Here is a 23,532-nt window from a genome sequence, read left to right on the forward strand (position 1 = left end):
ATCGGCGCCGGCGCTCTCGTCCGGCGCCCGGCCGAGGCGTGGGCGCGGCGGGGCCGGGCGGGGCGATGCCGCGGTCGACGGCCGAGGCGCGGGCGGTGCCCGCATGAGCGGGAGGAAATTTGACTGCTCGTTCCAGATAAGGCTAGCTTGGGCGACATGGCGCGGGTCAGGGAGTTCGACACGGAGGCCGCGCTGGAAGCGGCGATGTCCGTCTTCCGGCACAAGGGCTACGAGGGCACCTCGGTGCAGGACCTGGTCGACGCCACCGGGGTGGGCCGCGGCTCCCTCTACGCGGCGTTCGGCAGCAAGGAGGGCGTGTATCAGGCGGTGCTGGACCGCTACCGGGAGCGGTACGCGCTCCCCCTGGTCGACCTGCTGCGCAGCGGCACCCCGGCACGGGAGCTGATCCGCGACATCCTGGTCGATCTGGTGGAGACCATCCTGCGGGACGGGCGCGAGCAGACCTGTCTGATCGTCAGCGCCGCGACCGAGCGGCTGTGCCACGACCCCGAGGTGGCCACGCGGGTGGGGGCGACGACCTCGCTGCTGGAGGACGAGCTGACCGAGGCGATCACGGCGGCCCAGAACCGCGGCGAGCCGGTCGGCGTCCGCGACCCCCGGGACTCGGCGAGGTTCCTCATGACCCTCATTCACGGGTTGCGTGTCACGGGGGCGATCAACCCCGACCGCCGGTACCTGATGAGCGTCGTGGAGGCGGCCCTGGGCTGCCTCGACTGATGTTTCACGGCCCGAATCTGTAACAATCATTCAAGATATTCGCCGTCGGCGGACAGGAAGAGACGGCATCGGCACACCCCGTTCGCCACAGGCGGCCGGACATCACCCTAGGAGCATCATGGACATCGGCGTCGGCATCATCGGGGCGAGCGTCGGCGGCTGGGCCGCCATCAGCCACGTTCCCGCGCTCAGGGCCCTCCCCGGCTACGAGTTGCGCGCCATCAGCACGTCACGCCGCGCGTCCGCCGACCTGGCCGCCAAGGAGTTCGGCGTCCCGGCGGCCTTCGACGACCCCGCCGGCCTGATCGCCCACCCCGGAGTGGATCTGGTGGTGGTGTCGGTCAAGGTGCCCCACCACCACGCGCTGATCTCCGCGGCGCTCGCGGCGGGGAAGATGGTCTACAGCGAGTGGCCCCTCGGCGTCGGCACCGAGGAGGCGGCCGACCTGGCCGCCCGGGCCGAGGCCGCGGGGGTCCGCACGGTGATCGGGCTGCAGGGCGGCTTCCTTCCGGCGATCCGCCACACCCGTGACCTGGTCGCGGACGGCTACGTCGGGAAGGTGCTCGGCACGACGCTGGTCGGATCGGGCCTGGCCTGGAGCCCCGTGACCGACCGCGCGCACGCCTACCTCTACGACGCCGCCGCCGGCGCGACACCCCTGACCGCGTCGGCGCTGCACGCCCTGGAGGCGGTGAACGTCGTGCTCGGCGAGCTCACGACCGTCTCGGCCAACCTGGTCGCCGGCCTCACGCGGGCACAGGTGATCGACGACGGCTCCACCATCCCGGTGACGGTGGCCGACCAGGTGTCCGTCACGGGCACCTTCCGCGGCGGCGCGGCCCTCTCGCTGTTCTACCGGGGCGGCGTCTCCCGCGGCGACAACTTCCACTGGGAGATCAACGGCACCGACGGCGACCTCGTCCTGACCGCGCCCGGCGTCAACGGCAACCTCCAGGCGCTGGACCTGCGACTGCGGGGAGGCCGGGGCGACACCCAGGCGCTCGCCGACATCCCCCTGCCCGACAGCCTCTTCCACCCGGTCCCGCGCGACCTGCCCGCGACGGCGCAGGGCGTGGCCCAGGTGTACGCGCGCTTCGCCCGGGATCTGCGCGAGGGCACGCGCACCGTGCCCGGCTTCGACCACGCGCTGCGGCGGCACCGGCTCGTCGACACGATCGAGCGGGCCTCCCGCACGGGAACCGCCCAGACTCCGGCCCCGGCGTAGGGGCGCCGCCCTGGCGTTCTCCGTCGCGGGGAACACCTCACCCATCAGGTCCGCCGGGCTGTTCCCGGCCCGCGCCCCAGCACCCCCTGCCCCTTTCTCCGGCACCGGTCCGCCCTTTTGAAACCTTCATGCAACCTTTCGCGTCCCAGGATTGCTCGCAATTGCTTCAAGAATGCGGTTCGGGGAAGGATTCAGTCATGCGTCTCCGGTTTCTTGGCTCCACCTCCGAGGCGGGGGCCTGTCCCTCCCTCTACGAGACCGACCGCGGGACCATCGTGGTGCAGGGTCTCCGGGTGACCGACGCGGCGGCGCTGGCCGATCTGCGCCACGTCCTGGACGGCGAAACCGCCGTCGAGGTACCGCGTGAGCTTCTCGCGGACATCGCGCGCCGAGTACTTTCCGTAAATATTGGTCACGATTAGGAGTGCTCTCTGGCTTGATCCACACGCTCGGGGCTAGCGTCGTGCGCACCATGCGGGAGGTGACGTGGGCACGCTGGGAGCACAGGCGGACGGCGGCCGCGCCATCCGGCTCGCGCGAACGGCCGAGGAGATCGTGTGACCGGGTTCCAGCAGGCCAGAACCGAACTCGGGGTGCGGCTACGGCACCTGCGTGAGGCCGCCCACCTGTCGGGCAAGGAGCTGGCCGAGCGGCTGAGATGGCAGGCGTCCAAGGTCTCCCGGATCGAGAACGCCCGCCAGACCGCGACCGAGGACGACGTCACCCGGTGGGCGCAGGCCGTGGGCGCCACCCCCGAGATCGCCGGGGAGCTGGTGGAGCAGGCCGCGAGCCTCCTGGACCGCCAGGACTCCTGGCGGCAGCGGCATCGCAGCGGGCTGGCGGCGCTCCAGGAGGACATCCGCGACGTGGAGGCGCGGACCACCCGGCTGCGGGTGTTCGAGCCCGGCGTGGTCATCGGGCTGCTGCAGACCACCGAGTACGCCCGGAGCATCTTCACCCGGATCAAGCGCCTCTACCAGGCACCCGACGAGATCGACGCGGCCATCCGGGTGCGCATGCAGCGCCAGGACATCCTCTACGACCAGAGCAAGCGGTTCAGGTTCGTCATGCCGGAGGCGGCGCTGCGCCACCGGCTCGCCCCGCTGGACGTGATGCGCGGGCAGCTCGACCGGTTGCTGGCGGTGACGGCGCTGCCGAACGTGGAGTTCGGCGTGATCCCCTTCGAGGCGTCCCTGCCCTCGGCGCTGCTCAACGGCTTCTGGATTTACGACGACGACCACGTGGCGGTGCCGACCAGGACGAGGGACCTGCTGCTGCGCGACCCGGAGGACGTCGCCTTCTACGCGCGGACCTTCGAGGAACTCTGCGAGGTCGCGGCCTTCAGGGAAGATGCCAGATCGGTGATCGTCCGAGTACTCAACGATTTCTCCGGACAATCAGCCGACCAAACACCGCAATTGCTTGATTAGCATCCCAAGATCGTGCAATTCTCTGTCGAGACGGAGGTGACGCACGATGCTGGACACGCTGTCTTGTCTCGAGAGACTCGTTGCCGCGATACGACTGCACGCCGACCTTTCCGTACAACGGATCTCGTTCGGCGATCCCGCCTACGTCTACGTCCGCAACCGCTTCAGCAGCACCCTGGCCGAGACCGTGACCTGCTCCCCTGACGGCGGCTTCATCACGTCGTGGGGTTACCGGCTCGGCAGCAGCGAGAACATCGACGCCGCCGCGGCCCGGCTGGCCTTCCTGCTCGCCGCCCTGCCCACCCCCCGGACCTGACCGCCCGGACCTGACCGCCCGGACACGCCGCGACGGACGGAGGCCGGACGAGACTCCCTCCCCTCAGGTCCGCGTGGCGTAACGGGCGGGTGTGGTGCCGACGTGCCGGGCGAAGTGCCGGGTCAGATGCGCCTGGTCGTGGAAGCCCACGCTCGTGGCCACCTCGGCCGGCCGCCGGCCGCTCAGCAGGGCCCGGCGCGCGTGTTCGACACGTCTGCCCGTGAGGTAGGCGTGCGGCGGCAGGCCGTAGGTCTGCTTGAAGCACCGGATCAGGTGGGTCGGGTGAGCGTGCAGGACGGCGGCGGCCTCCTGCAGTGACAGGCCCTCCCGGACGCGCGCGTCCAGCAGTTCGCGCAGGCCGGCGGCGAGGCGGTGCGCCTCACGGCCGGGTGTACGAGGTCGCGACGCCTCGAGATGGAACCGCAGCCGCTCCGCGACGAACGACAGGCGTGATCCTGCCTCGAACTCCTCCCCCGGCCGGCCGAGAGCGGCGTGCAGCCGGTGGATCCGGTGACGCAGGAGCGGATCGGCGACGATCGGGGCGTCCACCGCCCTGCCGGTCAGGTGTTCCGGAAGCACGGTGGTGTCCAGGTAGAGGACTTTCTTGCGGAAGCCGGCGGGGGTGACGGTCCTGCCGTCGTGCGGGACACCCGGCGGCAGGAGCACGACGGCGGCGGCGGGGTCGGCGGCGCCGTGCCGGTGACGATCCAGCCCGAAGTCGACCGCCCCGGCATCGAGGATCATGAGATCCCACGTGTCGTGCGTATGGGCCGGGTAGGCGTGGTCGGTGAAGTGCGCGTGGAAGACCTCGGCGATGCCGGCGACAGGCGGCCGCCACGCCCTGATCGTCGGCGGCGGTCGGCGGGCGGTCATGCCAGAAACGTACAAGACGGACGGCCTGCGCGTGGGCCACGCTCGTCACATCGGCCACCGCCCCGACCGGGGCGGCCCTGTTCGAAAGGTGGCAGCGAATTGTCCGTTTCCCTGGATCCCGTCAACATCGTCCGCGCGCTGGACCGGTTCAGCGAGCTGTGGACGCAGAAGAAGATCGCCGACCTCAACGACTACGAGATCAAGCTCGCCAAGCTCAAGGGGGAGTTCGTCTGGCACACCCACCCGGAGACCGACGAGCTGTTCCTGGTCATCAGCGGCCGGCTCACCATCCAGCTCAGGGAGGGGGACGTGGTCCTCGGGCCCGGCGAGCTGTACGTGGTGCCCCGCGGTGTCGAGCACTGCCCGGTGGCCGAGGAGGAGACGGCCATCCTGCTCGTGGAGCCCGCCGGCACGCTCAACACCGGTGACGCGGGAGGCCCGATGTCCAAGGCCGCCGAATCCCTCGGCTAGGTGTACTGACCACAGGGGTTGAGTACGGGGGGCGACACGAGCTCTAGGAGGACTCGGCCGGCGCGTCGGGGAAGTCGGAGAGGGCGAGGCCGACCTCTCGGGCGGCGGCGACCCTGGCGTGGTGGAGCATCCTGCTCCGCGACATGTTGCCGGTGTGCAGGGTGTACCGGACCACGAGGCCGTCGAGCATGCCGTCGATCCGCTCGGCCGAGCCCAGGGGGTCGTCGCAGGTGAACTCGCCCGAGGCCACGCCGTCGGAGATCACCTGGCTGAGGATCTCGATCCAGGCGCCCTCGAGCTCCAGCAGGATGGCGCGGACGTGCTCCTCGCGCACCCCGACGGCCCAGGCGTCGACCCAGAGGATCCAGCTCTGGTCGGAGCGGGAGGCCGGGATGTAGAAGCGCAGGACCCGGTCGAGGAGCTGGACGGCGGTGCCGGGGCCCGCGACGATCTCCTTCAGCCGCTGGATCTCGGAGTCGCTGGTGCTGCGGAGCATCTCGGTGATGAGATCGTCCTTGGTGGCGAAATGGTAGTGGATCAGCCCGCCGCTCACGTTCGTCGCCCTGGCGATGTCGGCGACGCGGGTGCTGGCCAGCCCGCGCTCCAGCACGACCCGCCTGGCGGCCTCAAGGAGCTCCGCTCGGCGATGGTCGGCCTGGTCGGCGCGGCTGCTGCGCGCTCCTCCTCCGCTGTGCACGGCGCAAGACTACAGCAGCGCGGGGCCACCGCCCCACTACTCCTGATTGGCCAATCAGTCAATAGTTTCACCCCGGTCTCACCGGCCGTATCCGGTCACCGTACGAGCGGCTCACGCGCCCGCGGCGGCGGGGGACCGGGTGGGAGAGCCGGGCAGGCGGAGGCGGGCGAGGGTGCCGCCCCCCGCTGCGTTCTCCAGGTTCACCTCTCCCCCGGCGTCGCGCACGGCCTTGGCCACGATGGCCAGCCCCAGTCCCGAGCCGGGCATGCTGCGGGCCGAGGACGACCGCCAGAACCGGTCGAACACGTACGGCAGCTCCTCCTCCGGGATGCCGGGGCCGTGGTCCCTGACGGTCAGCTCGCCGTCACGGAGCCGCACCCTCACCGGATCGGCCCGGTCCGCGGAGAACTTCACCGCGTTGTCCAGCAGGTTCACCACGGCCCGCTCCAGGGCGGCCTGGTCACCCCACAGGTACCAGGGGCTCAGTTCCACCTCGATCGCGGTGTCGGGGGCGCGCAGCCGGGCCCTGCGCACGGCCGCCTCGACGGCGTCGTGGAAGGCGACCTCGACGTGCGGCTCGTGCTCGTCCTCCGAGCGCGAGAGCTGGAGCAGGTCCCCGACGAGCGTGGACATCTCCTCGAACTGGGCCTTGAGGTTGGCCAGCAGCCTGCGCTTGGGAGCGGCGTCGAGGGGGCGTCCGGCGTTCTCGCTGCGCAGCAGCAGGTCGATGTTGGTGCGCAGGCTGGTGAGCGGGGTGCGCAGCTCGTGGCCCGCGTCGGCGATCAGCCGTCGCTGGCGCTCGCGGGACCCGGCCAGCGCGGTGGTCATCGCGTTGAAGGAGACGCCGAGCCTGGCGATCTCGTCGGTGCCCTCGACCGGGATCCTGGTGTCGAGGTCCTCGGTCCTGGCGACGTGCTCGACGGCCTCGGTCAGGCGGCCGACGGGGCGCAGCGCCGTACGGGAGACGAGCAGCCCGGCGGAGGCGGCGCCGAGCACGCCGAGCGCGGTGACCCCCGCGAGGAGCCAGGCGAGCGCGGCGAGGGTGGAGCGGACCTCCCCGAGGGACCGGGACTCCATGACCGCGAGACCCGGGCGGACGTTCCTCGTCATCACCCGGACCTCCTCGCCGCCGTCGGTCACGCCGTTCCTCAACGCCCGCCCGCCCAGGGGGCCGTGGGTCAGGGCCAGGTCCGCCGGGGTGACCTTGACGGGCGTGGAACCCGCCACGCACCTCCCGCCGTCGGCGTAGACCAGTTGGATGGGCGGCAGGCGGAACGGCAGCCTGTGGCCGGCCATCTCTCCCCGGTCTCCCGGGACTCCCGGGACTCCCTGCCCTCGCGGCCCTCCCGGCCCTCCCGGACAGTACGGTCCGATCCACTCCATGCCCTGCGGCCGTCCCTCCAGCGAGCCGTCCACCTGCCGCAGCAGCTCGGCCCGCACGACGAACCAGCACAGCGCCGCGCACACCGCGATCGCCAGCGCCACGGCCGCCGCCACCAGCAGGGTCAGCCGGGAGCGCAGGGAGCGGCGACCGTTCACGCGGAGGCCCGCAGCACGTAGCCGACGCCCCGGACGGTGTGGATCAGCCGGGGACGCCCGCCGATCTCGGTCTTGCGGCGCAGGTACATGACGTAGACGTCGAGGGAGTTGGAGGACGGCTCGAAGTCGAAGCCCCACACCTCGCTGAGGATCTGCTCGCGGGTGAGCACCTGGCGGGGGTGGACCATGAGCAGCTCCAGCAGCAGGTACTCGGTGCGGGTCAGCTCCAGCGGCTCGCCGGCCCGGGTGACCTCGCGGCCGGCGACGTCCATCCGCAGGTCGCCGAAGGTCAGGACCGCGTCGTCATCGGCCGCGGGCGCGCTCAGGGCGCCGCGCCGCAGCAGCGCCCTGACGCGCGCCAGCAACTCGTCCAGCTCGAACGGCTTGACCAGGTAGTCGTCGGCCCCCGCGTCCAGGCCCGACACCCGGTCGCCCACGGCGTCGCGGGCGGTGAGCATGAGCACCGGCAGATGGTTGCCCGCCGCCCTGAGCCTGCGGCAGGCGGTCAGCCCGTCCAGCCGGGGCATCATGACGTCGAGCAGGACCAGCTCGTACGGCTCCCGGTCGATCGCCTCCAGCGCCGCCTGGCCGTCAGAGGCCAGGCCGACCCGGTAGCCCTCGAACTCCAGGCTGCTCTGCAACGCCTCCCTGAGCGCGGGCTCGTCGTCCACGACCAGCACCCGCGCCGCCTCACCATCGGCCATGGCCTCCACGGTAGACGTCTTTCATGAGAGCCGGATGAACGCCTCCACCGGCGGCCGCCCCACTCCGGCCGACCTCACCCCGGCCGGGTTCGGCTCAGGTGAGCAGCGCCATGGCGGCGTTGTGGCCGGGGATGCCGCTGACGCCGCCGCCGCGCCGGGCGCCCGCGCCGCAGAGCAGGACGCGCTCGAAGGCGGTCTCCACCCCCCACCGCCCCGGCTCCCCGTACGGCCAGGACAGGTCGCGGTGGAAGATGTGCCCGCCGGGCAGGCCCGCCTCGGTCTCCAGGTCGACCGGGGTCTTCGCCTCCAGGCAGGGCCGGCCGTCGGGGGCGCGCAGCAGGCAGTCCTCGACGGGCTCGGCGAGCACCGCGTTCATCGAGGCGAGCGTGGCGCGCAGCGCGGCCTCGCGCGCCCCCGCCGGGTCCTCCCGGAACAGCCTGGCGGGCATGTGCAGGCCGAACAGCGTCATCGTGTGGGCTCCGGCCTCGCGCAGTTCCTGGCCGAGGATGGAGGGGTCGGTCAGCGAGTGGCAGTAGACCTCGGCCGGGGGCAGCGAGGGGATCCGCCCGGCCGACGCCTCCGCGTACGCGCGGGCGAGCTGGTCGCGGCCCTCGTTGATGTGGAACGTGCCGCTGAACGCCGCCGCGGGGTCCACGCCGGGGTCGCGCAGGCGCGGCAGCCTCGAGAGCACCATGTTGACCTTGAGCTGGGCCCCCTCCGGGACGGGCTCGGCCCCTCCGAGCAGCCGGGCGAGCACGGCGGGCGGCACGTTGGCCAGGATCCGCTCGCCCGTCACCGTGTGCTCCCCGCCCGCGTCGCGGAAGGCGACCTCGCCCGAGGGGTCGACCGCGAGGACCTCGGCGCCGGTCAGGATCTCCGCCCCGGCGGCGCGGGCGGCGTCGGCGAGCGCGCCCGACACCGCGCCCATGCCGCCGACGGGGACGTTCCAGTCGCCGGTCCCGTCGCCGATCACGTGGTAGAGCAGGCAGCGGTTGGCCAGCAGGCCGGGGTCCGAGGGGTCGGCGAAGGTGCCGATGAGGGCGTCGGTGAGGACCACGCCGCGCACGGTGTCGTCGGCGAACCGCTCGTCCACCACCTCGCCGACCGGCCGCTCGAACAGGTCGCGCCAGGCCTCCTCGCCGACGAGCTCCCGCATCGCCGCCCGGTCGGCGAGGGGTTCCAGCAGCGTCGGCGCGACCCGCTCGGCCACGTCGGCGGTCATCCCGTAGAAGCGCCGCCACGCCTCCAGCTCGCCGTCGCCTCCGGTGACCCGGGCGAAGGACGCCGCGGTCCGCGCGGCGTCGCCGTTGTCGACCAGCAGCCCGGTCTCCCCCACCGGCGTGTACGAGGCGTACCGGCGGCGGCGCAGTGCGATCTTGAGCCCCAGGTCGGCGACGACCTTCGAGGGCAGCAGGCTGACCAGGTACGAGTAGCGCGAGAGCCGGGCGTCGACCCCGGGGAACGCCCGCGCCGACACGGCGAGGCCGCCGACGTGACCGAGGCGTTCCAGGACGAGGACGCGCCGCCCGGCGCGGGCGAGGTAGGCGGCGGCGACCAGGCCGTTGTGGCCGCCTCCGACGATCACGGCTTCGTAGCGAGAGCGGAGCACGAGACTTCCCGATGAGGTGAGGTCTTCCCGATGAAGGGAGGTGAGGGGACGCGGGGCCGGGGACGCGGCCGTCAGAGACCCGTCTGCCAGTGCGGCTCGGGGCAGAGCACGCTCGGCGTCTCGACCATCACCATGCGCCTCACCATATCCCGAATCCAGAAATGCCTAAATATCGCCGTACCGGCAGCCACAAGCGCAACCGCACGCGCTCCACCGTCCCCGCCCGCCGGCAGCCGCCACGCCCCGCCGCCGCCCCGCCCGCAGGCAACCGCACGCCCCCCGCACTCACCTCGCGACCATCCGGATCACCGCCCCTCGCGGGCGGCGGAGAGGGTGATCGTGAGGAGGGTGGCGGCGGGGCCGGTGGGGGCACGGCCGTCGCGCCAGACCGCCCGCAGCCGGCGCGTGAGGTCGATGTCCCTCGTGGGCACCTCGACCAGGCGGCCGGTGGCCAGCTCGGCCTCCACCGCGTAGCCGCTGAGCACGGCGGGGGCGGCGCCCTCGCGGGCGGCGCCCTTGACCGCGGCGTTGGAACCGAGCTCCAGCTTCGGGGCGGCGACGTCGTGGCCGGTGAGCGCGAGGTCCAGCGTCTCGCGGGTGCCCGACCCCCGCTCGCGGACGACCAGCGGGGTGGCGGCCAGTTCGGCGGCGAGCAGCGGGGTGCGACGGCGCGCCCACGGGTGCCCCGGCGCGACCACCACCACGAGCCTGTCGGTGGCCACCACCCGCGACACCAGCCCGGCCGGGACCGAGGGCCCCTCCACGAACCCGAGCTCGATCTTCCCGCCGATCAGCCTCGCCACCTCGGCCGAGTTCTGCACGTCCAGACCGACCTGGACCTGGGGCTCGCGGTCCTGGAGTTCCCCCAGCCAGCGCGGCAGCAGGTACTCGGCCACCGTCATGCTGGCGGCGATGTGCAGGTGCGCGGCCCGGCCGCGCCGTACCGCCTCCGCCCCCCGCACGAGCTCCTCCGCCGCCGCCAGCACCTGCGCGGCCCAGGCCGAGACCATCACGCCCTGCGGGGTGAGGGTGGACCCGCGCGGGGTGCGTTCCAGCAGCGGCAGCCCGAGGCGGCGTTCCAGCAGCGAGATGCGCTTGCTCACCGACGGCTGCGCGACGCCCGCGGCCCGGGCCGCCTGGCCGAGGCTGCCCAGGCGTTCCACGTCGACGAGCAGGCGCAGGGATTCGAGATCGGGCAGCTCGCTCATAGCGCCAGGCTATGACCTTCCAGGAAGGTGATGGCTACCGGCCTCCCCGCGCCGCGCCGACACTCGGGGGATGCCCGTCTCCCCCTCCCCGCTCACGCGTTCTCCCGACCCCGCCGCGCACACCACTCAGGCACCCGTACGACCGGCGCCGAGACCCGGGGTGCTCGCAACACTCGGAGCGCTCGCGCCGGGGCTCGGGGCCGCGGCCGTCGCGGTGGTCCTGGCGACGGCCGCGACCAGGATCGTTCCCGGGGTGAGCGCCGCCGTGATCGCGGTGGTCCTCGGGGTCGCGCTCACCAACCTCGGCGGCCTGCACCGGTCGCTGGCCCCCGGGCTCGGGTTCGCCGCCCGCCGGGTGCTGCGCCTGGCGATCGTGCTGCTCGGCCTGCAGATCGCGCTGCCGGAACTGCTGGCGCTCGGCTGGCGGGCGCTGGCGGTGGTCGCCGTGGGGACCGGCGTCACGTTCGCCGCGACGCGGTGGATCGGAGGCCGTGTCGGGGTGAGCCCGCGCAGGTCCCTGCTGATCGCGACCGGCGTGTCCGTCTGCGGGGCGGCGGCCGTGGCCGCCATGCACGAGGTCGCGGAGAGCGACGACGACGACGTGGCGGCCGCGGTGAGCGTGGTCGTCCTGTACGGCAGCGTCTCGATCGTCACGCTGCCCCTGCTCGCGGGGGCGCTGGGGCTGACCCCGCACCAGCTGGGCCTGTGGGCCGGAGCCTCGGTCCACGAGGTCGCGCAGGTGGCGGCGATCGGCGCGGCGGCCGGGGCGGGGGTGCTGGTGAGCGCGGTGGCCGTCAAGCTGGCCCGGGTCGTCCTGCTCGCCCCGATCGTCGGGCTCACCTCCGTCTCCCTGCGCCGTGCCGCGACCTCCCCGCGCCGTGCCGCGGCGGAACACCCCGAGGCCGGGCGGGCGACGCGACGCCCGCCGGTGGTGCCGCTGTTCGTCGCCGGGTTCGTCGCGGCCGTGGCGGCGCGGAGCCTGGGCGTGGTGCCGGCCGGGATCACCCGGGTGGTCCCCGATCTGACGGCGGTGCTGCTCGCGGCGGCGCTCTTCGCCCTGGGCACCGGTGTCGACCTGCGGAGGCTCGTGCGGGGTGGGCGGTCGCTGCTCCTGGGCGGGATCGCCACGGTCATCATCGGCGGGATCTCACTGCTCGGAGTGCTGTTCATTGGCTGATCTTTGGGTGGACGTCTCCCCGCAACCGCCGTAACGTGCTCTTTTTGGGGAAGACGGTGTCGTTTACACCGTTCCAAAAGCAAGCAATGATTACGACCTCGGACAAGGAGACAGAACCAGCTCATGCGTACCACCCGACAGTCCCTCTCCGGCATGCTCCGCCCCTCCAGCGAGGTGGCCGAGGCGCTGGAGCAGGGCGCCCCGATCGTGGCGCTGGAGTCCACGATCATCTCCCACGGCCTGCCCCAGCCCCGCAACCTCGAGGTCGCGGTGGAGCTGGAGCAGATCGTCCGGGAGGCCGGGGCGGTGCCCGCGACGATCGCGGTGCTGGACGGCGTGGCGCGCATCGGTCTCGACAAGAGCGAGCTGGAGCGCGTCGCCGGTGAGCGGGGGCTGCGCAAGCTGGGCTTCCGCGACCTGCCCGCCGCCGCCGCGCTCGGGGCGAGCGGGGCGACCACGGTCTCCGCCACCTCGTTCCTGGCCGCCAGGGCGGGCATCCGGATCTTCGCCACCGGCGGTCTCGGCGGCGTGCACCGCGGGTGGACCGAGAGCCAGGACGAGTCGGCCGACCTCGACATGCTGAGCCGGACCCGCATCACCGTGGTCTGCGCGGGCGTGAAGTCGATCCTGGACGTTCCGGCCACCCTGCAGCGGCTGGAGACGCGCGGCGTCACGATCGCGGGGTTCCGCACCGACGAGTTCCCCGGCTTCTACCTGCACTCCTCGGGCGAGCCTGTCGACTGGCGGATCGAGACCCCGGACGAGGCCGCGGGCATCATGCGGGCCCAGGACGCGCTCGGCGGCCCGGAGACCGCGCTGATCGTCGCCAACCCGGTGCCGCTGCCCGAGCAGCTCGACCCCGAGCTGCACGACCGGGTCCTCGCCGGGGCCCTCGCCGAGGCGGAGCGGCGGCAGATCACCGGTCAGGCCATCACCCCGTTCCTGCTGGGCTACCTGGTGCGCGGCACCGACGGCGCCTCGCTCGAGGCGAACCTGGCCGCGGTGCGGGGCAACGCCCGCGTCGCCGGGCAGATCGCGGCCTCCTGGAGCCGGGGAGACTGAGGACACCGTGGCCGGAACGGGTCTGCTGGTCATCGGCGACGTGGTGACCGACGTCGTCGCACTTCACGGTGGGTCCGCCAGGAGCGGCCTGGCCGTCGGGACGGACACCGCCGCCGACATCGTGCTGCGCCCCGGGGGGTCGGGGGCCAACACGGCCTCCTGGGCCGCCCGGCTGGGCGCCGACGTGCGGATCCTGACCAGGGCGGGCTTCGACACCGCCGACTGGCACGCCGCCGAGCTGCGGCGATTCGGGGTACGGCCGCACCTGCGGGTCGACCCCGACCGGCCCACCGCGGTGGTGATCGCCATGGTCGACGTGACCGGGGAGCGTTCCATGCTCACCAACAGGGGCGCGGGCGGGCACATCGGCACGGGCGACTGGGACGAGAGCCTGCTCGACGGGGTGGGTCATCTCCACCTGTCCGGGTACACCCTGTTCGCCGAGCCGGGGCTCCAGCTTTCCCGACTCGCCATGGCCGAGGCGTCCCGGCGCGGCGTCTCGATCAGCGTGGACCCGGCCTCGACCGGTTTCCTGCGCTCGTTCGGCGTCGAGCGGTTCGTCCAGGAGACCCTGACCGCCCAGCTGATCATTCCCAACCTGGACGAGGCACTGCTGCTCACCGGCGAGGCCACCGCCGAGGGGGCGGCCGAGAGCCTGAGCCTCCGCTACGGCGCGGCGGCGGTGAAGCTCGGATCCCGCGGCGCGTTGATGGCCAGGGACGGAAAGTTGGCCGCTCGGGTTCCCGCGCTCACCACCGAGGTGGTTGACTCCATTGGAGCGGGGGACGCGTTCGCCGCCGGGCTGCTCACGGCCCTGCTGAGCGGGGCCGCGGACGAGGCCGCGCTGGACGCCGGACGCCGCGCCGGGGCGGAGGCCGTGACGGTCCTGGGCGGACGTCCGCGTGTCCTTCCGTCTGATTTGGGTACTAAGGAGCTTTACCCTCTTAACACCAATTGATAGCTTGCGGCGTAAGCTGCACCATTAGCCACACGCGTCACTTTGGGGAGGTTACGGTCCGCCGATGGATGCCGAGTCATCGATCTGCCTGAGTGATCTGGTCCCGGCCCTGCGCTGGAGCCGCCCCCAGCAGGTCGCCGAAGCCCTGGCCGACCCCCGGCTGCCCGCCGGCTGGTGGTCGTCGGTCACCTTGCCCAAGGCCCTCGGCGCCGCGGGGCTCGACTGGGTCTGCGACCGGCTGGCCCGGCTCTCGCTGTCACGCTGGGACCATCTGCCGTTGAGCGACGTGCTGCCCGCGCTGCACGTCCACACGGTCGACCCCACCCTGCCCGGCTGGCCGGAGCCCGCGCGCTCGGCCATCGCCGGCCTGGGCGGCTGGAACCGCCTGCGCCGCCTGACCGCGGGAGACCTGAGCGTGCCCGCGACCGGGCCCGCGACGTCCTCCCCCGAGATCGTGGTCACCGCCGTGTTCCGCGAGGTGCTCAGCCGCGTCCCGGGGATCGCCGAGCACGCCGTGCCGGCCGCCGTCCACGCGCAGGTCCCGCTCCAGGAGCGGGTCCAGGACCCGGCGCAGACACCCGCGCCACAGGTCCCCGCCCAGCCGCCGGCGCCGTCGTCGGCGCAGGATCAGCGGCAGGCGCCGGTCCCCGAACCGGCCGCACCGGAGCCGGTCGCGCCCAGCCCGCAGGCCCTTCTCAGCGACTACCCGCTGGTCCGCCTGGTCGACAACATGTTCAGGGACTGGAGCCCGCTGGAGCGCGCGGTCGCCGTCGAACGGCTCTTCGCGGTCGACCCGATCAGCCTGCGCGCGCTCGCGCACAAGCTGAACGCCGACCGCGACGCGCTCTCGGCGGCCCAGCGCGCCGCCGAGGAACGCATCCTGCTCTGGCTGCGCTCCTCGGAGTCCGCGCCGCTCACCGGGCACATGTTCGGGCTGACCGAGTGGCTGGGCTCCGCCGCCACCAAGGACCAGCTCATCGGTGCCGACCCCGCGCACCCGATCGAGGTCCCCACCCTGCGGACCCCGCTGTGGAGGGTGCTGGTCACGCTCATGCCCGACCGGCGGCTCCAGGACGACTGGCTCGTCGTGGGCGACCTGGGCGGCCTGCGCGAACGGACCCGCCAGCTCCTGGCGGGCAAACCGATCGACAGCGACGCGCTCAGGCTCATGGAGCACCAGCTCGGCATCCGGTCCCACTCGGTCCAGGCCTGGCTGGACGCCCTCGCCGCGAGCGCCACGCAGGAGGCGGCCCCCCAGGAGAGCGCCACCGAGGCGGTCAGGCAGCTGCCGCGCCGCACCCCGGGGGCGAACGGCCACCACCACCACCGCGGCGGGCAGCCGATCCCGCAGGTGAACACCGGCGCCATCGACCCCCGCGCCGCCCTGGCCACGCTGTCGGCCCTGGCGAGCGGGAACTCCAGGCCACATCTGATCACCAGCCGGCGGGTCCCGCTGCACCCGCCCGCGAGCCCGTCGTCCGACCCGACCCGCTGGCAGCGCATCGAGGTGACCAGCGACCACCTGCGGGGTGGCCCGGTGGCCGTGCCCGAGGGGTACGCCACCCAGCTGGGCATGCGTCCCGGCACGCTGCTGTCGGTCACCGGCCCCGGCGACAACGCGGTGGTCCTGGTCTGGCGGGACCACCCCGTCTTCGACTCCCTGCAGCCCGTCCTGATGCGCCTGAACGCCCGCCCGGGCGACCAGGTCTACGTCACCGTGGACGGCTACCGCCTGGACGCCCAGCTGCCCGCGTGATTCCGGCCCCTTTCCCTCAGGGCCGTTTCCACGGTCCGGGGGAAAGGGACAGGTCCGCACCGGAGGGCGAGCCGCGAGGATGCGGCCGGGAACGCCACGAGTGGTCCGGGCGCCGGGCGACCTGCCTGAATCGCCCCGACGCCGGGCGGCGGCGACCACCGGGGCGGGGTTTCCGCCGGCGGCTCCCGAATGCCGCTTTCCGGACGCGGAAATGGCCGACCATTCCCGGCTGCTCTTTTTCGGCGCTATGCTCTTGGGACTCAAGTGACTTGGTGACACCAGTGTGACCTGTTTTGCCGAACAGGCTCACACTGCTGCCGATTCCTGCGGCTTCTTGTCAAGAAATTGTCATCGTTCGCCTAACAACGGGAGTCTGTATAGCTCTCTCCCTGAATTGCCTTGTGAGGTGTTCCCTAGAACGCGGACGGGGACGGTGGGCGACCAGGTCGCACCAGGGCCCGGGATCAGAGAGCGACGTCGAGCTAGCCGATGATAAGAATCGCCCGCGTCTGGCTGGGGATGACGTTCTCGACCGTGGGGTCACGAGCCGTGAGCGTCGCCTATCCCCTCCTGGCATTGGCACTGACCGGTTCTCCGGTGCAGGCGGGCTGGACCAGTTTCGCCCTGACCTTCCCGATCCTGGTCTTCTACATTCCGGCGGGCGTCCTGGCGGACCGGGTGGATCCGCGTTCGCTCATGCTCCTCACCGAGACCCTGCGAGGGCTGACCGTCCTCAGCGTCTTCCTCGCCCTCGTCCTCGGCCATCCGTCGCTGCCCCACCTCCTGGTGGCGGCCTTCCTCGAGGGCACGCTGTGGGTGGTCTACTCGCTGGCGGAGACCGCGCTGATCTCGTCCCTCGTCCCGAGGAACCAGGCCTCCATCGTGATGGCCAGGAGCGAGACGATCTCACACATCGCGGTGCTGGCCGGCAGGCCGCTCGGAGGATGGCTCTTCGGGCTCATGCACGCGATGTCCTTCGCGGTGAACGCGGCGCTGTTCTTCCTCGCCCTCCTCTCCCCCCTCAGCGTGGCGGCCGGGAAGGGGAAGGGCCGGCCGCTGTCGCACGCGCTCCGCGAGCTGGTGGCCGGAGTGCGGAGCCTGGCGGGAAGGCACCTGCTGCGGGAGATAGCCGACGGCTTCAAGGAACTCTCCCGGCACCCGTTCCTGCGCAAGGCCATGGCCCTGACCATGGTCACCAACCTGATGATCAACGCACTCATCATGATCTTCATCGCCGGGTCGGCGAACCTGCCCTCGTACCAGGTCGGCCTGGTCCTGGCCGCCGGGGGCATGGGCGGTGTGGCGGGATCGGGCCTGGCCCCCTACCTCAGGCTCGAACCGAGGAACTTCACGCTCTTCGCCCAGCTGTGGATATGGGTGCTGGCGCTCCTCATCGCGGCGTACGGGGAGGGTCCGCTCTTCTTCGGGCTCGCGATACTGCTGACCGGGTGCACCGGGGCGCTCAGCAACGTGGCCATCAGGACCTTCGAGGTCGACACCGTCGACCAGGGCAAGCTCGGACGGGTGATGAGCGTGCACCGGCTCGTCGCGCACGGCGCCGTGTGCGTCGCCGCCCCGCTCGGCGGGATCCTGGTCGCCGTGTTCGGTATCCGGGTGGCGGCCGTCATCCTGACCGTCGTGATGTTCGTCATCGCCGCAGGGGTGACGTTCGCGTCGCTGCTGCGTCTCCACGCGCGGCTGGGTCTCGCCGGGACTGCCAGGAGGGTCAGGGCGACCGGTGCCCAGGTGGGCGCGCGGATGCTCACGACCGGGCGAGCAGCCGATCCGCTTCCGCCGCGAGATGGGCAGGCAGGCCGGGCGCTCGCGCCGCCCTCGCCCTCCGGGCCAGATCTGCCGCCGACGCGGCGTCACCGGCCAGGGCGTGAACCCGGGCGGCGTACAGCAACGCCGGACCGTGATCTCCCGCCTCGGCCGGCACGGCCCTGATCTCCCGTTCCGCCTCGGGGAGACGCCCCAGGAGGGCGAGCGCGAGAGCGTGGGCGGCCCGGGTGGACGGCCACTGCAGCGGCCGGACCCGGTCGAGGTCACGCAGCGCCGCCTCCGCCCGGCCGAGGCCGGCGAGGATCTCGCCCCGCGCTCGCAACGCCTCGGTGATGTTCCCCTCCCTGCCCAGGACGTCGTTGAGAACGTCGCGCGCCGCGTCGGGATGGCCGTCGTACCAGAGCGCCCAGGCGAGCTCGGTCTCGATGTTCAGGTCGTTGGGCACCCGGCGTATCGCCGAGTACAGTTCCCGGACCGCGGCCGAGGGGCGTCCCTGGGCCAGCCGCAGCCGGCCGATCCCGGCGAGGAGGCCGCCGACGGCCGAGGTCGCCCCCAGCGTCTCGAAGTGGACCGCGGCGGTGCGGTAGTGGGAGACGGCCTTCTCGAAGTCCTCCCGCCGGTGCGCGACGTTGCCGAGGAAGGACTCGATCTCCGCCCGCATCCTGGTGTTGTCCCCGCACCGCGCCAGCGCCTCCTCCGCCTGCTTCGCGGCCAGGGCGAACTCCCCGTCGCGGAAGGAGAGCTCGGCGGCCCGCAGGTAGTCGTCGGGAAGGGAGCGGCTCTCGGCCCGCGCGACGACGACGTGGTCGTTCTGCAGGATCGGCTGGATGAGGCGCTCGTGCGACAGCTCGCACCATCGCGTGCCGGCCTTGATGTCCTCGCGCAGGATGTGGCGGTCGACCAGCGCCCTGACCACCGCGTTCGGCATGCCCGCGGTGACGGTCTCCCCCTGGTAGACGACCTCGCGGGTGCCGAGCTCGGTGATCAGGCAGCGGCGCAGCCAGCTCCTGAGCTCGGCGACGTCGTCGCCGAAGTGGTCGCGGGCCACCTCGGCGATCATCCGTTCGAAGAAGTCGGTGAGCGACCGGTCCGCGTTGGCGAACCTGCGGACGTGGTCGGAGGAGATGACCCGCACGTCCTCGGGCAGCGAGCGCCACATGGCCGAGCACACGACCTGCAGCTGGACGGGCTCGACCGCCTTGGCGTCGGCGACGACCTCCTCGCCGAGCGCCCTGCCGACCCTGATCATGCGCAGGTCGTCCACCAGGCCCCGCGCCGCGCCGGGGGCGAAAGAGCGTCCCGTCCCCTCCAGCGGCCCCTCGGTCGCCCGGACCGCGGCGGCCGTGTCGAGGGCGGTCAGCGAGAACCGGTTCCTGGCCATGCCCGCCAGTTTCGGCTCGTGGGGGAGGATCGAGGCGAGGTGGTCCTCCCTGATCGAGACGAGGAGGCGCAGGTTCGGATCGTCGTCCAGCGCCTCGACGAGCTGGCTGATGAACCACTCCCGGTACGGCTGGCGGTGGGCGAAGTCACCGAAGAGCTCCTCCGCCTGGTCGATCGCGGCCAGGGTGAGGACCGGGTCGCCGTACGGGTCCTGGCGGGGCGGGCGCCGGCTCAGGAACTCGCGGATCGTCAGCCCGGCCAGCCGGGTGGGCGTCTCCGAGGGGGACCACGACGACAGCAGCGCGAACACGTGAGGGTTGTGCCGCGAGAGCGCGGCGGACGGGAAGGGCGAGCCGTGCGACACCCGGCCTATCGGCAGGATGTCGGTCCTGCCCGCGTCCAGCAGCGGGAGCACCCCGGCCTGGATCAGCGAGGTCTTGCCCACCCCGGACGGCCCGTACAGCACGGTCAGGCGCCCGGCCTGCCACAGGTCGGAGACCTCGCAGGCCTCCCTGTCGCGGCCGAAGAACTTGGAACCGTCCTCGCGGCGAAAGGCCCGCAGCCCGACGTACGGCTGGTCGTCCACGTCGGGCCGGTCTCGGCCGGGGCTCGCGTCAGGGGTCACGGTACCGGTCCCATCCGCCGGCGCAGCTCACGGCAGAACTCCTCCGCCGTCCCCCAGAAGATGGAGATCCGCCAGTCTTCGTAGTATCTGGCCAGCTGGCGCTGGACCTCCAGCACGTCCGCCTTCGTGCTGGCGAGCGAGGGCGCGAGCTGGACGCTCACGTGCCTGCGGCGGTTGATCCCGGGAACGGCCTTCAACAGCCCGTGGAAGAGCACCCGGAACGTCCAGTCCTGCAGGCTGTATCCGATGAACAGCAGGGGCCTCCTGGTCAGCGCCGCGAGGATGGAGGTGGGCAGCATCCGCTGGCCGCCCGCGACGCCGTCCACCGCGAGGTTGGTGAGGAACTCCAGGTAGTCGTCCTCGGCCAGCACGATCGACGCCGGATCCTGCAGATTGCCGTGCAGGTGGTAGATGAGCGGGGCATCGGGCCTGGGGTTCCAGCCCGCCTCGCTGCTGAACAGATCCTCCGCGTAGGCCAGCCCTTTGTTCCACGGGCAGATGGCCACGTTCGGCCTTTTCCCCACCGCTTCGAGCGAGCGCAGGATGAAGTCGTCGTAGTTCGTCGTCAGGTACACCGGGAGCGGGAAGCTCGCGAGCAGGCCGTGCGGCTCCAGGGGGTCCAGGAAGTCGGGCGCGCCCCCGGCGTCGAGCTCGTCGCAGACGCGCCTCTTCACATATACGGAATCCCCGTATCTCATCACCGCGAACTGCGTCACCCGGGGGAGATCGTGATCGTCCTCGAAGGGATAGTCCCATCGGCGTGCCATGTCGCGGCTCAGCGCCGTCCCCGTCGGCAGAGTCCCCACGCACGCCCCGGATCCCAGGAAGGGCGTGCAGTCTCCGCTGTTCAACTGGTCGAGCAGGCGCTCCCACTCGGCCTCCCCCATGTCGTGCACGCAGGGCACCGCCTCACGGACAAGAGGTCCAATCAGGTCATGGACTCGATGCCGTACGACTCTATTGGCATGGTCAATCCCCCCCGCGCGGGAAGGCACCCCTCGTATCGCCGACGCGACCGGAGTGGACGAATGATTCACGATCACCTTTCTGCCGCAACCCGGGTGAAACGGCAAGGTGATTCCTCAGATCGAACTCGTGAATCCCGCCGTCGGCTCCGCCGTCTCCAGCAGCAGCGGCTCCAGCATCCTCCGCAGCCAGGCCTCGTCGACCTCCGTGAGCCTCTCCAGGGAGAGGCCCTCAAGGTCGACGAGACCGTCCGACCTTGAATTGTCATCGCGCATGCGTGCTCCCATTCGTGTCGCGTCGCATCCGGTCTGGCCCGGATCGAGATTGCGGATGTCCCAAAAGTGTGATGCGACACCGCTTTCGAAAATCCCCGGGCCGTGTTTTTCCTCAATGTGATTCTGTAATACCCCACTCTTCGAATCAACCTTTAGGATGACCGTACGATCCCTTTGGCTAGAAAAAGGCGGAGGCCCGAGGTGGTGGAGCTTTCACACGCGGCGAACACGGTGCCGGAACGACAGCCCGAGGTCTGGGAGAAGGTGCCCCCCCGCAACAGGAACTTCACCGGGCGAGACGACATGCTCGTCAAACTCCGCCAGGGCATCAGCACCGTCACCGCCGTCGTGCCCCAGCCCCAGGCGCTGCAGGGGTGGGGCGGTGTCGGCAAGACCCACCTGGCCATCGAGTACGCCCACCGCTACCGGTCGCACTACGACCTCGTCTGGTGGATCCCCTCCGACCAGCGCGTGCTGGTGCCGTCCGCGCTGGCGGCGATGGCGCCCCACCTGGGCCTGCCGCCGGCCTCCGCCACCGGCGTCGAGGAGGCCGCCGAGGCGGTGCGCAGGACGCTGCAGAGCGGCGTCCCCTACCGGCGCTGGCTGCTGATCTTCGACAACGCCGAGGAGCCGGGGCAGGTCCAGGAGTTCATCCCGCGCGGGCCGGGCCACGTCCTGATCACCTCGCGCAACCCCAAGTGGGAGGACCACTTCGAGACCCTCCAGGTCGACGTCTTCACCCGCGAGGAGAGCGTGGCGTTCCTGAAGAAGCGCCTGCGCCGGGAGGTCCCCGACGACGACGCCTCGCGGCTGGCCGAGCAGCTCGGCGACCTTCCCCTGGCCCTGGAGCAGGCCGGCGCGCTGCAGTACGAGACCGGCATGTCGGTCGACGAGTACCTGGAGCAGCTCGACGAGCAGGCGAGCAGGCTGCTGGGGGCGAACCGGGCGCCGGGATACCCGTTGTCGATGACGGCGGCCTGGAAGGTGTCGGTGTCGCTCCTGGAGGATCGCCTCCCCGAGGCCATCACCCTCCTGCGGTGCTGCGCCTTCTTCGGCCCCGAGCCCATTCCCCGCGACGTCTTCCGCAGGGGCAACAAGGCCGTCGTCCCCCGGCTCGGCAAGATCCTGTCCGATCCGATCCTGCTCGCCACGGCGCTGAGCGAGCTGAGGCGCTTCGCGCTGGCCAGGATCGAGCCCGCCACCCGCACCATCCAGGTCCACCGCCTGATCCAGGCCCTCCTGCGCGACGACCTGCCGGAGGAGGACCAGGCGGAGATCCGGCACGAGGTGCACGTGCTGCTGGCCGGCAGCGCCCCGAACGATCCCGACGAGAGCGCCAGGTGGCGCCGTTTCGAGGAGCTGGTCGCCCACGTCACCCCCTCCGGCCTGGAGGAGTGCACGGATCCCACCGTCAGGCAGTTCGCCCTCAACGTCACCCGTTATCTCTACATATCGGGCAACTACCAGTCGGCCCGCGCCTTCCTCGAGAGCTTCGCCAAGAGATGGACCGAGGTCAGCGGGGCGAGACACCCGGACGTGCTCGTCGCGCACAAGCACCTGGGCAACGTGCTGCGAGGGCTCGGCCAGTACTCCGCGGCGTACGAGATCGACCACCGGACCCTCGACGCCATGCGCGAGGTCTTCGGTCCCGGCCACGACGAGACGCTCCTGACGACCAACGGCTACGGGGCGTCCCTGCGGGCGCGCGGCGACTTCATCGCCGCCAGGAGACTGGACGAGGAGTCCCGGGCGGCCCACGCCGCCAGCCGGGGCGCCGACCACCCGTCCACCCTGCGCGTGCTCAACAACCTGGCCCTCGACTACGCCCTCACCAGCGACTACACGCAGGCGCGACGCCTGCACCAGGAGACGTACCTGGAGATGAGCGACGCGGGGGGCGGCATCGGCAGGACCATCCTGCTGCTGTCGTGGAACGGCCTGGCCAGGGCCGTGCGGCTCTGCGGCGACTACACCGAGGCGTGCGACCTGGGCGAGGAGGCCTACGCCTACGGCGTCCAGGAGCTGACACTCGACCATCACGCCACGCTGCTGACGGCGAAGGACCTGTCCATCGCCAAGCGGCGCTCGGGAGAGGTGGCCGAGGCGCTGGACCTCGCGCGCGACACGCACACCCGCCTGCAGCGGCTCTTCGGGGACGAGCACCCCGACACGATGGCGGCCGCGATCAACCTCTCCAACGCCCTGCGAACCGTCGGCGACCTCGACGAGGCGTTCGCGACGGCCGACAGGACGGTCGCCCTCTACCCCCGGGTGTTCGGCGAGGAGCACCCCTACAGCCTCGCCTGCGGCGGCAACCTGGCGATCCTGCATCGCCTGCGAGGCGATGTCGCGACGGCCAGACGCCTGAACGAGCGGGCGGTGAAGGGCCTGGTCGCCAAGGTCGGCCAGGAGCACCACTACCCGCTGACGTGCGCCGTCAGCCTCCAGGCGGATCTCGCGGCGATGGGGGAGGCCGCCCGGGCGTGCGCGCTCGGCAGGGAGACGCTCGCCCGGCTGAGGGCCCTCTTCGGCGAGAACCACTTCCTGAGCCTGGCCTGCGCCGGCAACCTCGTCCTCGACCTGAGGGCCGCCGGCGAGAAGCGGGAGGCCGAGATCCTGCACGAAGACACGATGCGGCGGTACGAACGCCCGCTGGAGGCCGGCCACCCCGACGCGCTCCTCGCGAGCGAGGGCCGCCGCATCGACTGCGACTTCGACCCCCCGCCGATCTGACCGCCGCT

The 23,532-nt window shown here is 71.9% G+C and carries 20 protein-coding genes and 1 pseudogene; 12 read left to right on the forward strand and 9 right to left on the reverse strand.

What is annotated here, in order from left to right; all coding sequences use genetic code 11:
• The first annotated feature begins 156 nt into the window (after positions 1-156).
• The 5 genes from ACTOQ1_RS00945 (at position 157) to ACTOQ1_RS00965 (ending at position 3,709) form a co-directional block, all read left to right on the forward strand.
• Positions 157-738, forward strand: coding sequence for a TetR/AcrR family transcriptional regulator (locus ACTOQ1_RS00945; protein WP_440063680.1), 582 nt, complete (start codon positions 157-159; stop codon positions 736-738).
• 118 nt (positions 739-856) lie between these two features.
• Entirely contained in the window at positions 857-1,963 is a 1,107-nt protein-coding gene (locus tag ACTOQ1_RS00950) for a Gfo/Idh/MocA family protein (protein ID WP_440063682.1), read from the forward strand.
• Between the two features lie 197 nt (positions 1,964-2,160).
• Complete coding sequence (locus ACTOQ1_RS00955; protein ID WP_344745052.1) at positions 2,161-2,385, forward strand: hypothetical protein; 225 nt, start codon at positions 2,161-2,163, stop codon at positions 2,383-2,385.
• Between the two features lie 135 nt (positions 2,386-2,520).
• Positions 2,521-3,393, forward strand: a complete 873-nt coding sequence (locus tag ACTOQ1_RS00960) for a helix-turn-helix domain-containing protein (protein WP_440063684.1) — start codon at positions 2,521-2,523, stop codon at positions 3,391-3,393.
• Positions 3,394-3,439: 46 nt separating this feature from the next.
• Positions 3,440-3,709, forward strand: coding sequence for a hypothetical protein (locus ACTOQ1_RS00965; RefSeq protein ID WP_440063685.1), 270 nt, complete (start codon positions 3,440-3,442; stop codon positions 3,707-3,709).
• A gap of 63 nt (positions 3,710-3,772) precedes the next feature.
• On the opposite strand, the gene ACTOQ1_RS00970 is transcribed toward ACTOQ1_RS00965, so the two are convergent.
• Complete coding sequence (locus ACTOQ1_RS00970) at positions 3,773-4,582, reverse strand: AraC family transcriptional regulator (RefSeq protein ID WP_440063686.1); 810 nt, start codon at positions 4,580-4,582, stop codon at positions 3,773-3,775.
• 99 nt (positions 4,583-4,681) lie between these two features.
• Between ACTOQ1_RS00970 and ACTOQ1_RS00975 the strand changes: the two genes are divergently transcribed.
• On the forward strand, positions 4,682-5,053 hold the full coding sequence (locus ACTOQ1_RS00975; protein WP_440063688.1) for a cupin domain-containing protein: 372 nt from the start codon (positions 4,682-4,684) through the stop codon (positions 5,051-5,053).
• A gap of 43 nt (positions 5,054-5,096) precedes the next feature.
• On the opposite strand, the gene ACTOQ1_RS00980 is transcribed toward ACTOQ1_RS00975, so the two are convergent.
• From ACTOQ1_RS00980 to ACTOQ1_RS01000, 5 genes are all read right to left on the reverse strand, one after another.
• Positions 5,097-5,750, reverse strand: a complete 654-nt coding sequence (locus ACTOQ1_RS00980) for a TetR/AcrR family transcriptional regulator (RefSeq protein ID WP_440063689.1) — start codon at positions 5,748-5,750, stop codon at positions 5,097-5,099.
• Between the two features lie 111 nt (positions 5,751-5,861).
• On the reverse strand, positions 5,862-7,289 hold the full coding sequence (locus ACTOQ1_RS00985) for a sensor histidine kinase (RefSeq protein WP_440063691.1): 1,428 nt from the start codon (positions 7,287-7,289) through the stop codon (positions 5,862-5,864).
• On the reverse strand, positions 7,286-7,993 hold the full coding sequence (locus ACTOQ1_RS00990; protein ID WP_440063692.1) for a response regulator transcription factor: 708 nt from the start codon (positions 7,991-7,993) through the stop codon (positions 7,286-7,288). Before ACTOQ1_RS00990 ends, ACTOQ1_RS00985 begins: the two co-directional genes overlap by 4 nt.
• A 94-nt stretch (positions 7,994-8,087) precedes the next feature.
• Entirely contained in the window at positions 8,088-9,602 is a 1,515-nt protein-coding gene (locus ACTOQ1_RS00995) for a phytoene desaturase family protein (RefSeq protein ID WP_440063694.1), read from the reverse strand.
• A 305-nt stretch (positions 9,603-9,907) separates the two neighbouring features.
• A complete protein-coding gene (locus tag ACTOQ1_RS01000; protein WP_440063696.1) occupies positions 9,908-10,810 on the reverse strand; it encodes a LysR family transcriptional regulator in 903 nt (300 codons plus the stop codon).
• A gap of 70 nt (positions 10,811-10,880) precedes the next feature.
• On the opposite strand from ACTOQ1_RS01000, the gene ACTOQ1_RS01005 reads away from it, so the two are divergent.
• The 5 genes from ACTOQ1_RS01005 (at position 10,881) to ACTOQ1_RS01025 (ending at position 17,710) form a co-directional block, all read left to right on the forward strand.
• Positions 10,881-11,987 (forward strand): YeiH family protein, encoded by a 1,107-nt coding sequence (locus tag ACTOQ1_RS01005; RefSeq protein ID WP_440063698.1) that lies wholly within the window; start codon positions 10,881-10,883, stop codon positions 11,985-11,987.
• A 123-nt stretch (positions 11,988-12,110) separates the two neighbouring features.
• Positions 12,111-13,049 (forward strand): pseudouridine-5'-phosphate glycosidase, encoded by a 939-nt coding sequence (locus ACTOQ1_RS01010; protein WP_440063699.1) that lies wholly within the window; start codon positions 12,111-12,113, stop codon positions 13,047-13,049.
• A gap of 7 nt (positions 13,050-13,056) precedes the next feature.
• Entirely contained in the window at positions 13,057-14,007 is a 951-nt protein-coding gene (locus ACTOQ1_RS01015) for a carbohydrate kinase family protein (RefSeq protein ID WP_440063701.1), read from the forward strand.
• Positions 14,008-14,071: 64 nt separating this feature from the next.
• Positions 14,072-15,763, forward strand: coding sequence for a hypothetical protein (locus tag ACTOQ1_RS01020; protein WP_440063703.1), 1,692 nt, complete (start codon positions 14,072-14,074; stop codon positions 15,761-15,763).
• A 489-nt stretch (positions 15,764-16,252) separates the two neighbouring features.
• On the forward strand, positions 16,253-17,710 hold the full coding sequence (locus ACTOQ1_RS01025; RefSeq protein WP_440063704.1) for an MFS transporter: 1,458 nt from the start codon (positions 16,253-16,255) through the stop codon (positions 17,708-17,710).
• A gap of 100 nt (positions 17,711-17,810) precedes the next feature.
• Here ACTOQ1_RS01025 and ACTOQ1_RS01030 read toward each other — a convergent pair.
• From ACTOQ1_RS01030 to ACTOQ1_RS01040, 3 genes and pseudogenes are all read right to left on the reverse strand, one after another.
• Positions 17,811-19,550, reverse strand: a pseudogene (locus tag ACTOQ1_RS01030) (nSTAND1 domain-containing NTPase); the annotation flags it as partial.
• Entirely contained in the window at positions 19,547-20,437 is an 891-nt protein-coding gene (locus ACTOQ1_RS01035; RefSeq protein WP_440064751.1) for an SIR2 family NAD-dependent protein deacylase, read from the reverse strand. The gene ACTOQ1_RS01035 and the pseudogene ACTOQ1_RS01030, both read right to left, overlap by 4 nt.
• Positions 20,438-20,632: 195 nt before the next feature.
• On the reverse strand, positions 20,633-20,791 hold the full coding sequence (locus tag ACTOQ1_RS01040) for a hypothetical protein (protein WP_362693074.1): 159 nt from the start codon (positions 20,789-20,791) through the stop codon (positions 20,633-20,635).
• 204 nt (positions 20,792-20,995) lie between these two features.
• Here ACTOQ1_RS01040 and fxsT point away from each other — a divergent pair, with 204 nt between their 5' ends.
• Positions 20,996-23,524 (forward strand): FxSxx-COOH system tetratricopeptide repeat protein, encoded by a 2,529-nt coding sequence (gene fxsT / locus ACTOQ1_RS01045; RefSeq protein ID WP_440063705.1) that lies wholly within the window; start codon positions 20,996-20,998, stop codon positions 23,522-23,524.
• Positions 23,525-23,532: the final 8 nt, after the last annotated feature.

Origin of the sequence: Streptosporangium sp. OZ121 (genome assembly GCF_051918885.1) — a bacterium.
Classification (GTDB): domain Bacteria; phylum Actinomycetota; class Actinomycetes; order Streptosporangiales; family Streptosporangiaceae; genus Streptosporangium.

What these genes read in the sequence shown, in the direction of transcription:
- ACTOQ1_RS00945 (WP_440063680.1), top strand. Translation starts at nt 157, where the DNA reads ATGGCGCGGGTCAGGGAGTTCGACACGGAGGCCGCGCTGGAAGCGGCG.
- ACTOQ1_RS00950 (WP_440063682.1), top strand. Translation starts at nt 857, where the DNA reads ATGGACATCGGCGTCGGCATCATCGGGGCGAGCGTCGGCGGCTGGGCC.
- ACTOQ1_RS00955 (WP_344745052.1), top strand. Translation starts at nt 2,161, where the DNA reads ATGCGTCTCCGGTTTCTTGGCTCCACCTCCGAGGCGGGGGCCTGTCCC.
- ACTOQ1_RS00965 (WP_440063685.1), top strand. Translation starts at nt 3,440, where the DNA reads ATGCTGGACACGCTGTCTTGTCTCGAGAGACTCGTTGCCGCGATACGA.
- ACTOQ1_RS00970 (WP_440063686.1), bottom strand. Translation starts at nt 4,582, where the DNA reads ATGACCGCCCGCCGACCGCCGCCGACGATCAGGGCGTGGCGGCCGCCT.
- ACTOQ1_RS00990 (WP_440063692.1), bottom strand. Translation starts at nt 7,993, where the DNA reads ATGGCCGATGGTGAGGCGGCGCGGGTGCTGGTCGTGGACGACGAGCCC.
- ACTOQ1_RS01000 (WP_440063696.1), bottom strand. Translation starts at nt 10,810, where the DNA reads ATGAGCGAGCTGCCCGATCTCGAATCCCTGCGCCTGCTCGTCGACGTG.
- ACTOQ1_RS01005 (WP_440063698.1), top strand. Translation starts at nt 10,881, where the DNA reads ATGCCCGTCTCCCCCTCCCCGCTCACGCGTTCTCCCGACCCCGCCGCG.
- ACTOQ1_RS01010 (WP_440063699.1), top strand. Translation starts at nt 12,111, where the DNA reads ATGCGTACCACCCGACAGTCCCTCTCCGGCATGCTCCGCCCCTCCAGC.
- ACTOQ1_RS01020 (WP_440063703.1), top strand. Translation starts at nt 14,072, where the DNA reads ATGGATGCCGAGTCATCGATCTGCCTGAGTGATCTGGTCCCGGCCCTG.
- ACTOQ1_RS01025 (WP_440063704.1), top strand. Translation starts at nt 16,253, where the DNA reads ATGATAAGAATCGCCCGCGTCTGGCTGGGGATGACGTTCTCGACCGTG.
- ACTOQ1_RS01035 (WP_440064751.1), bottom strand. Translation starts at nt 20,437, where the DNA reads ATGGGGGAGGCCGAGTGGGAGCGCCTGCTCGACCAGTTGAACAGCGGA.
- ACTOQ1_RS01040 (WP_362693074.1), bottom strand. Translation starts at nt 20,791, where the DNA reads ATGCGCGATGACAATTCAAGGTCGGACGGTCTCGTCGACCTTGAGGGC.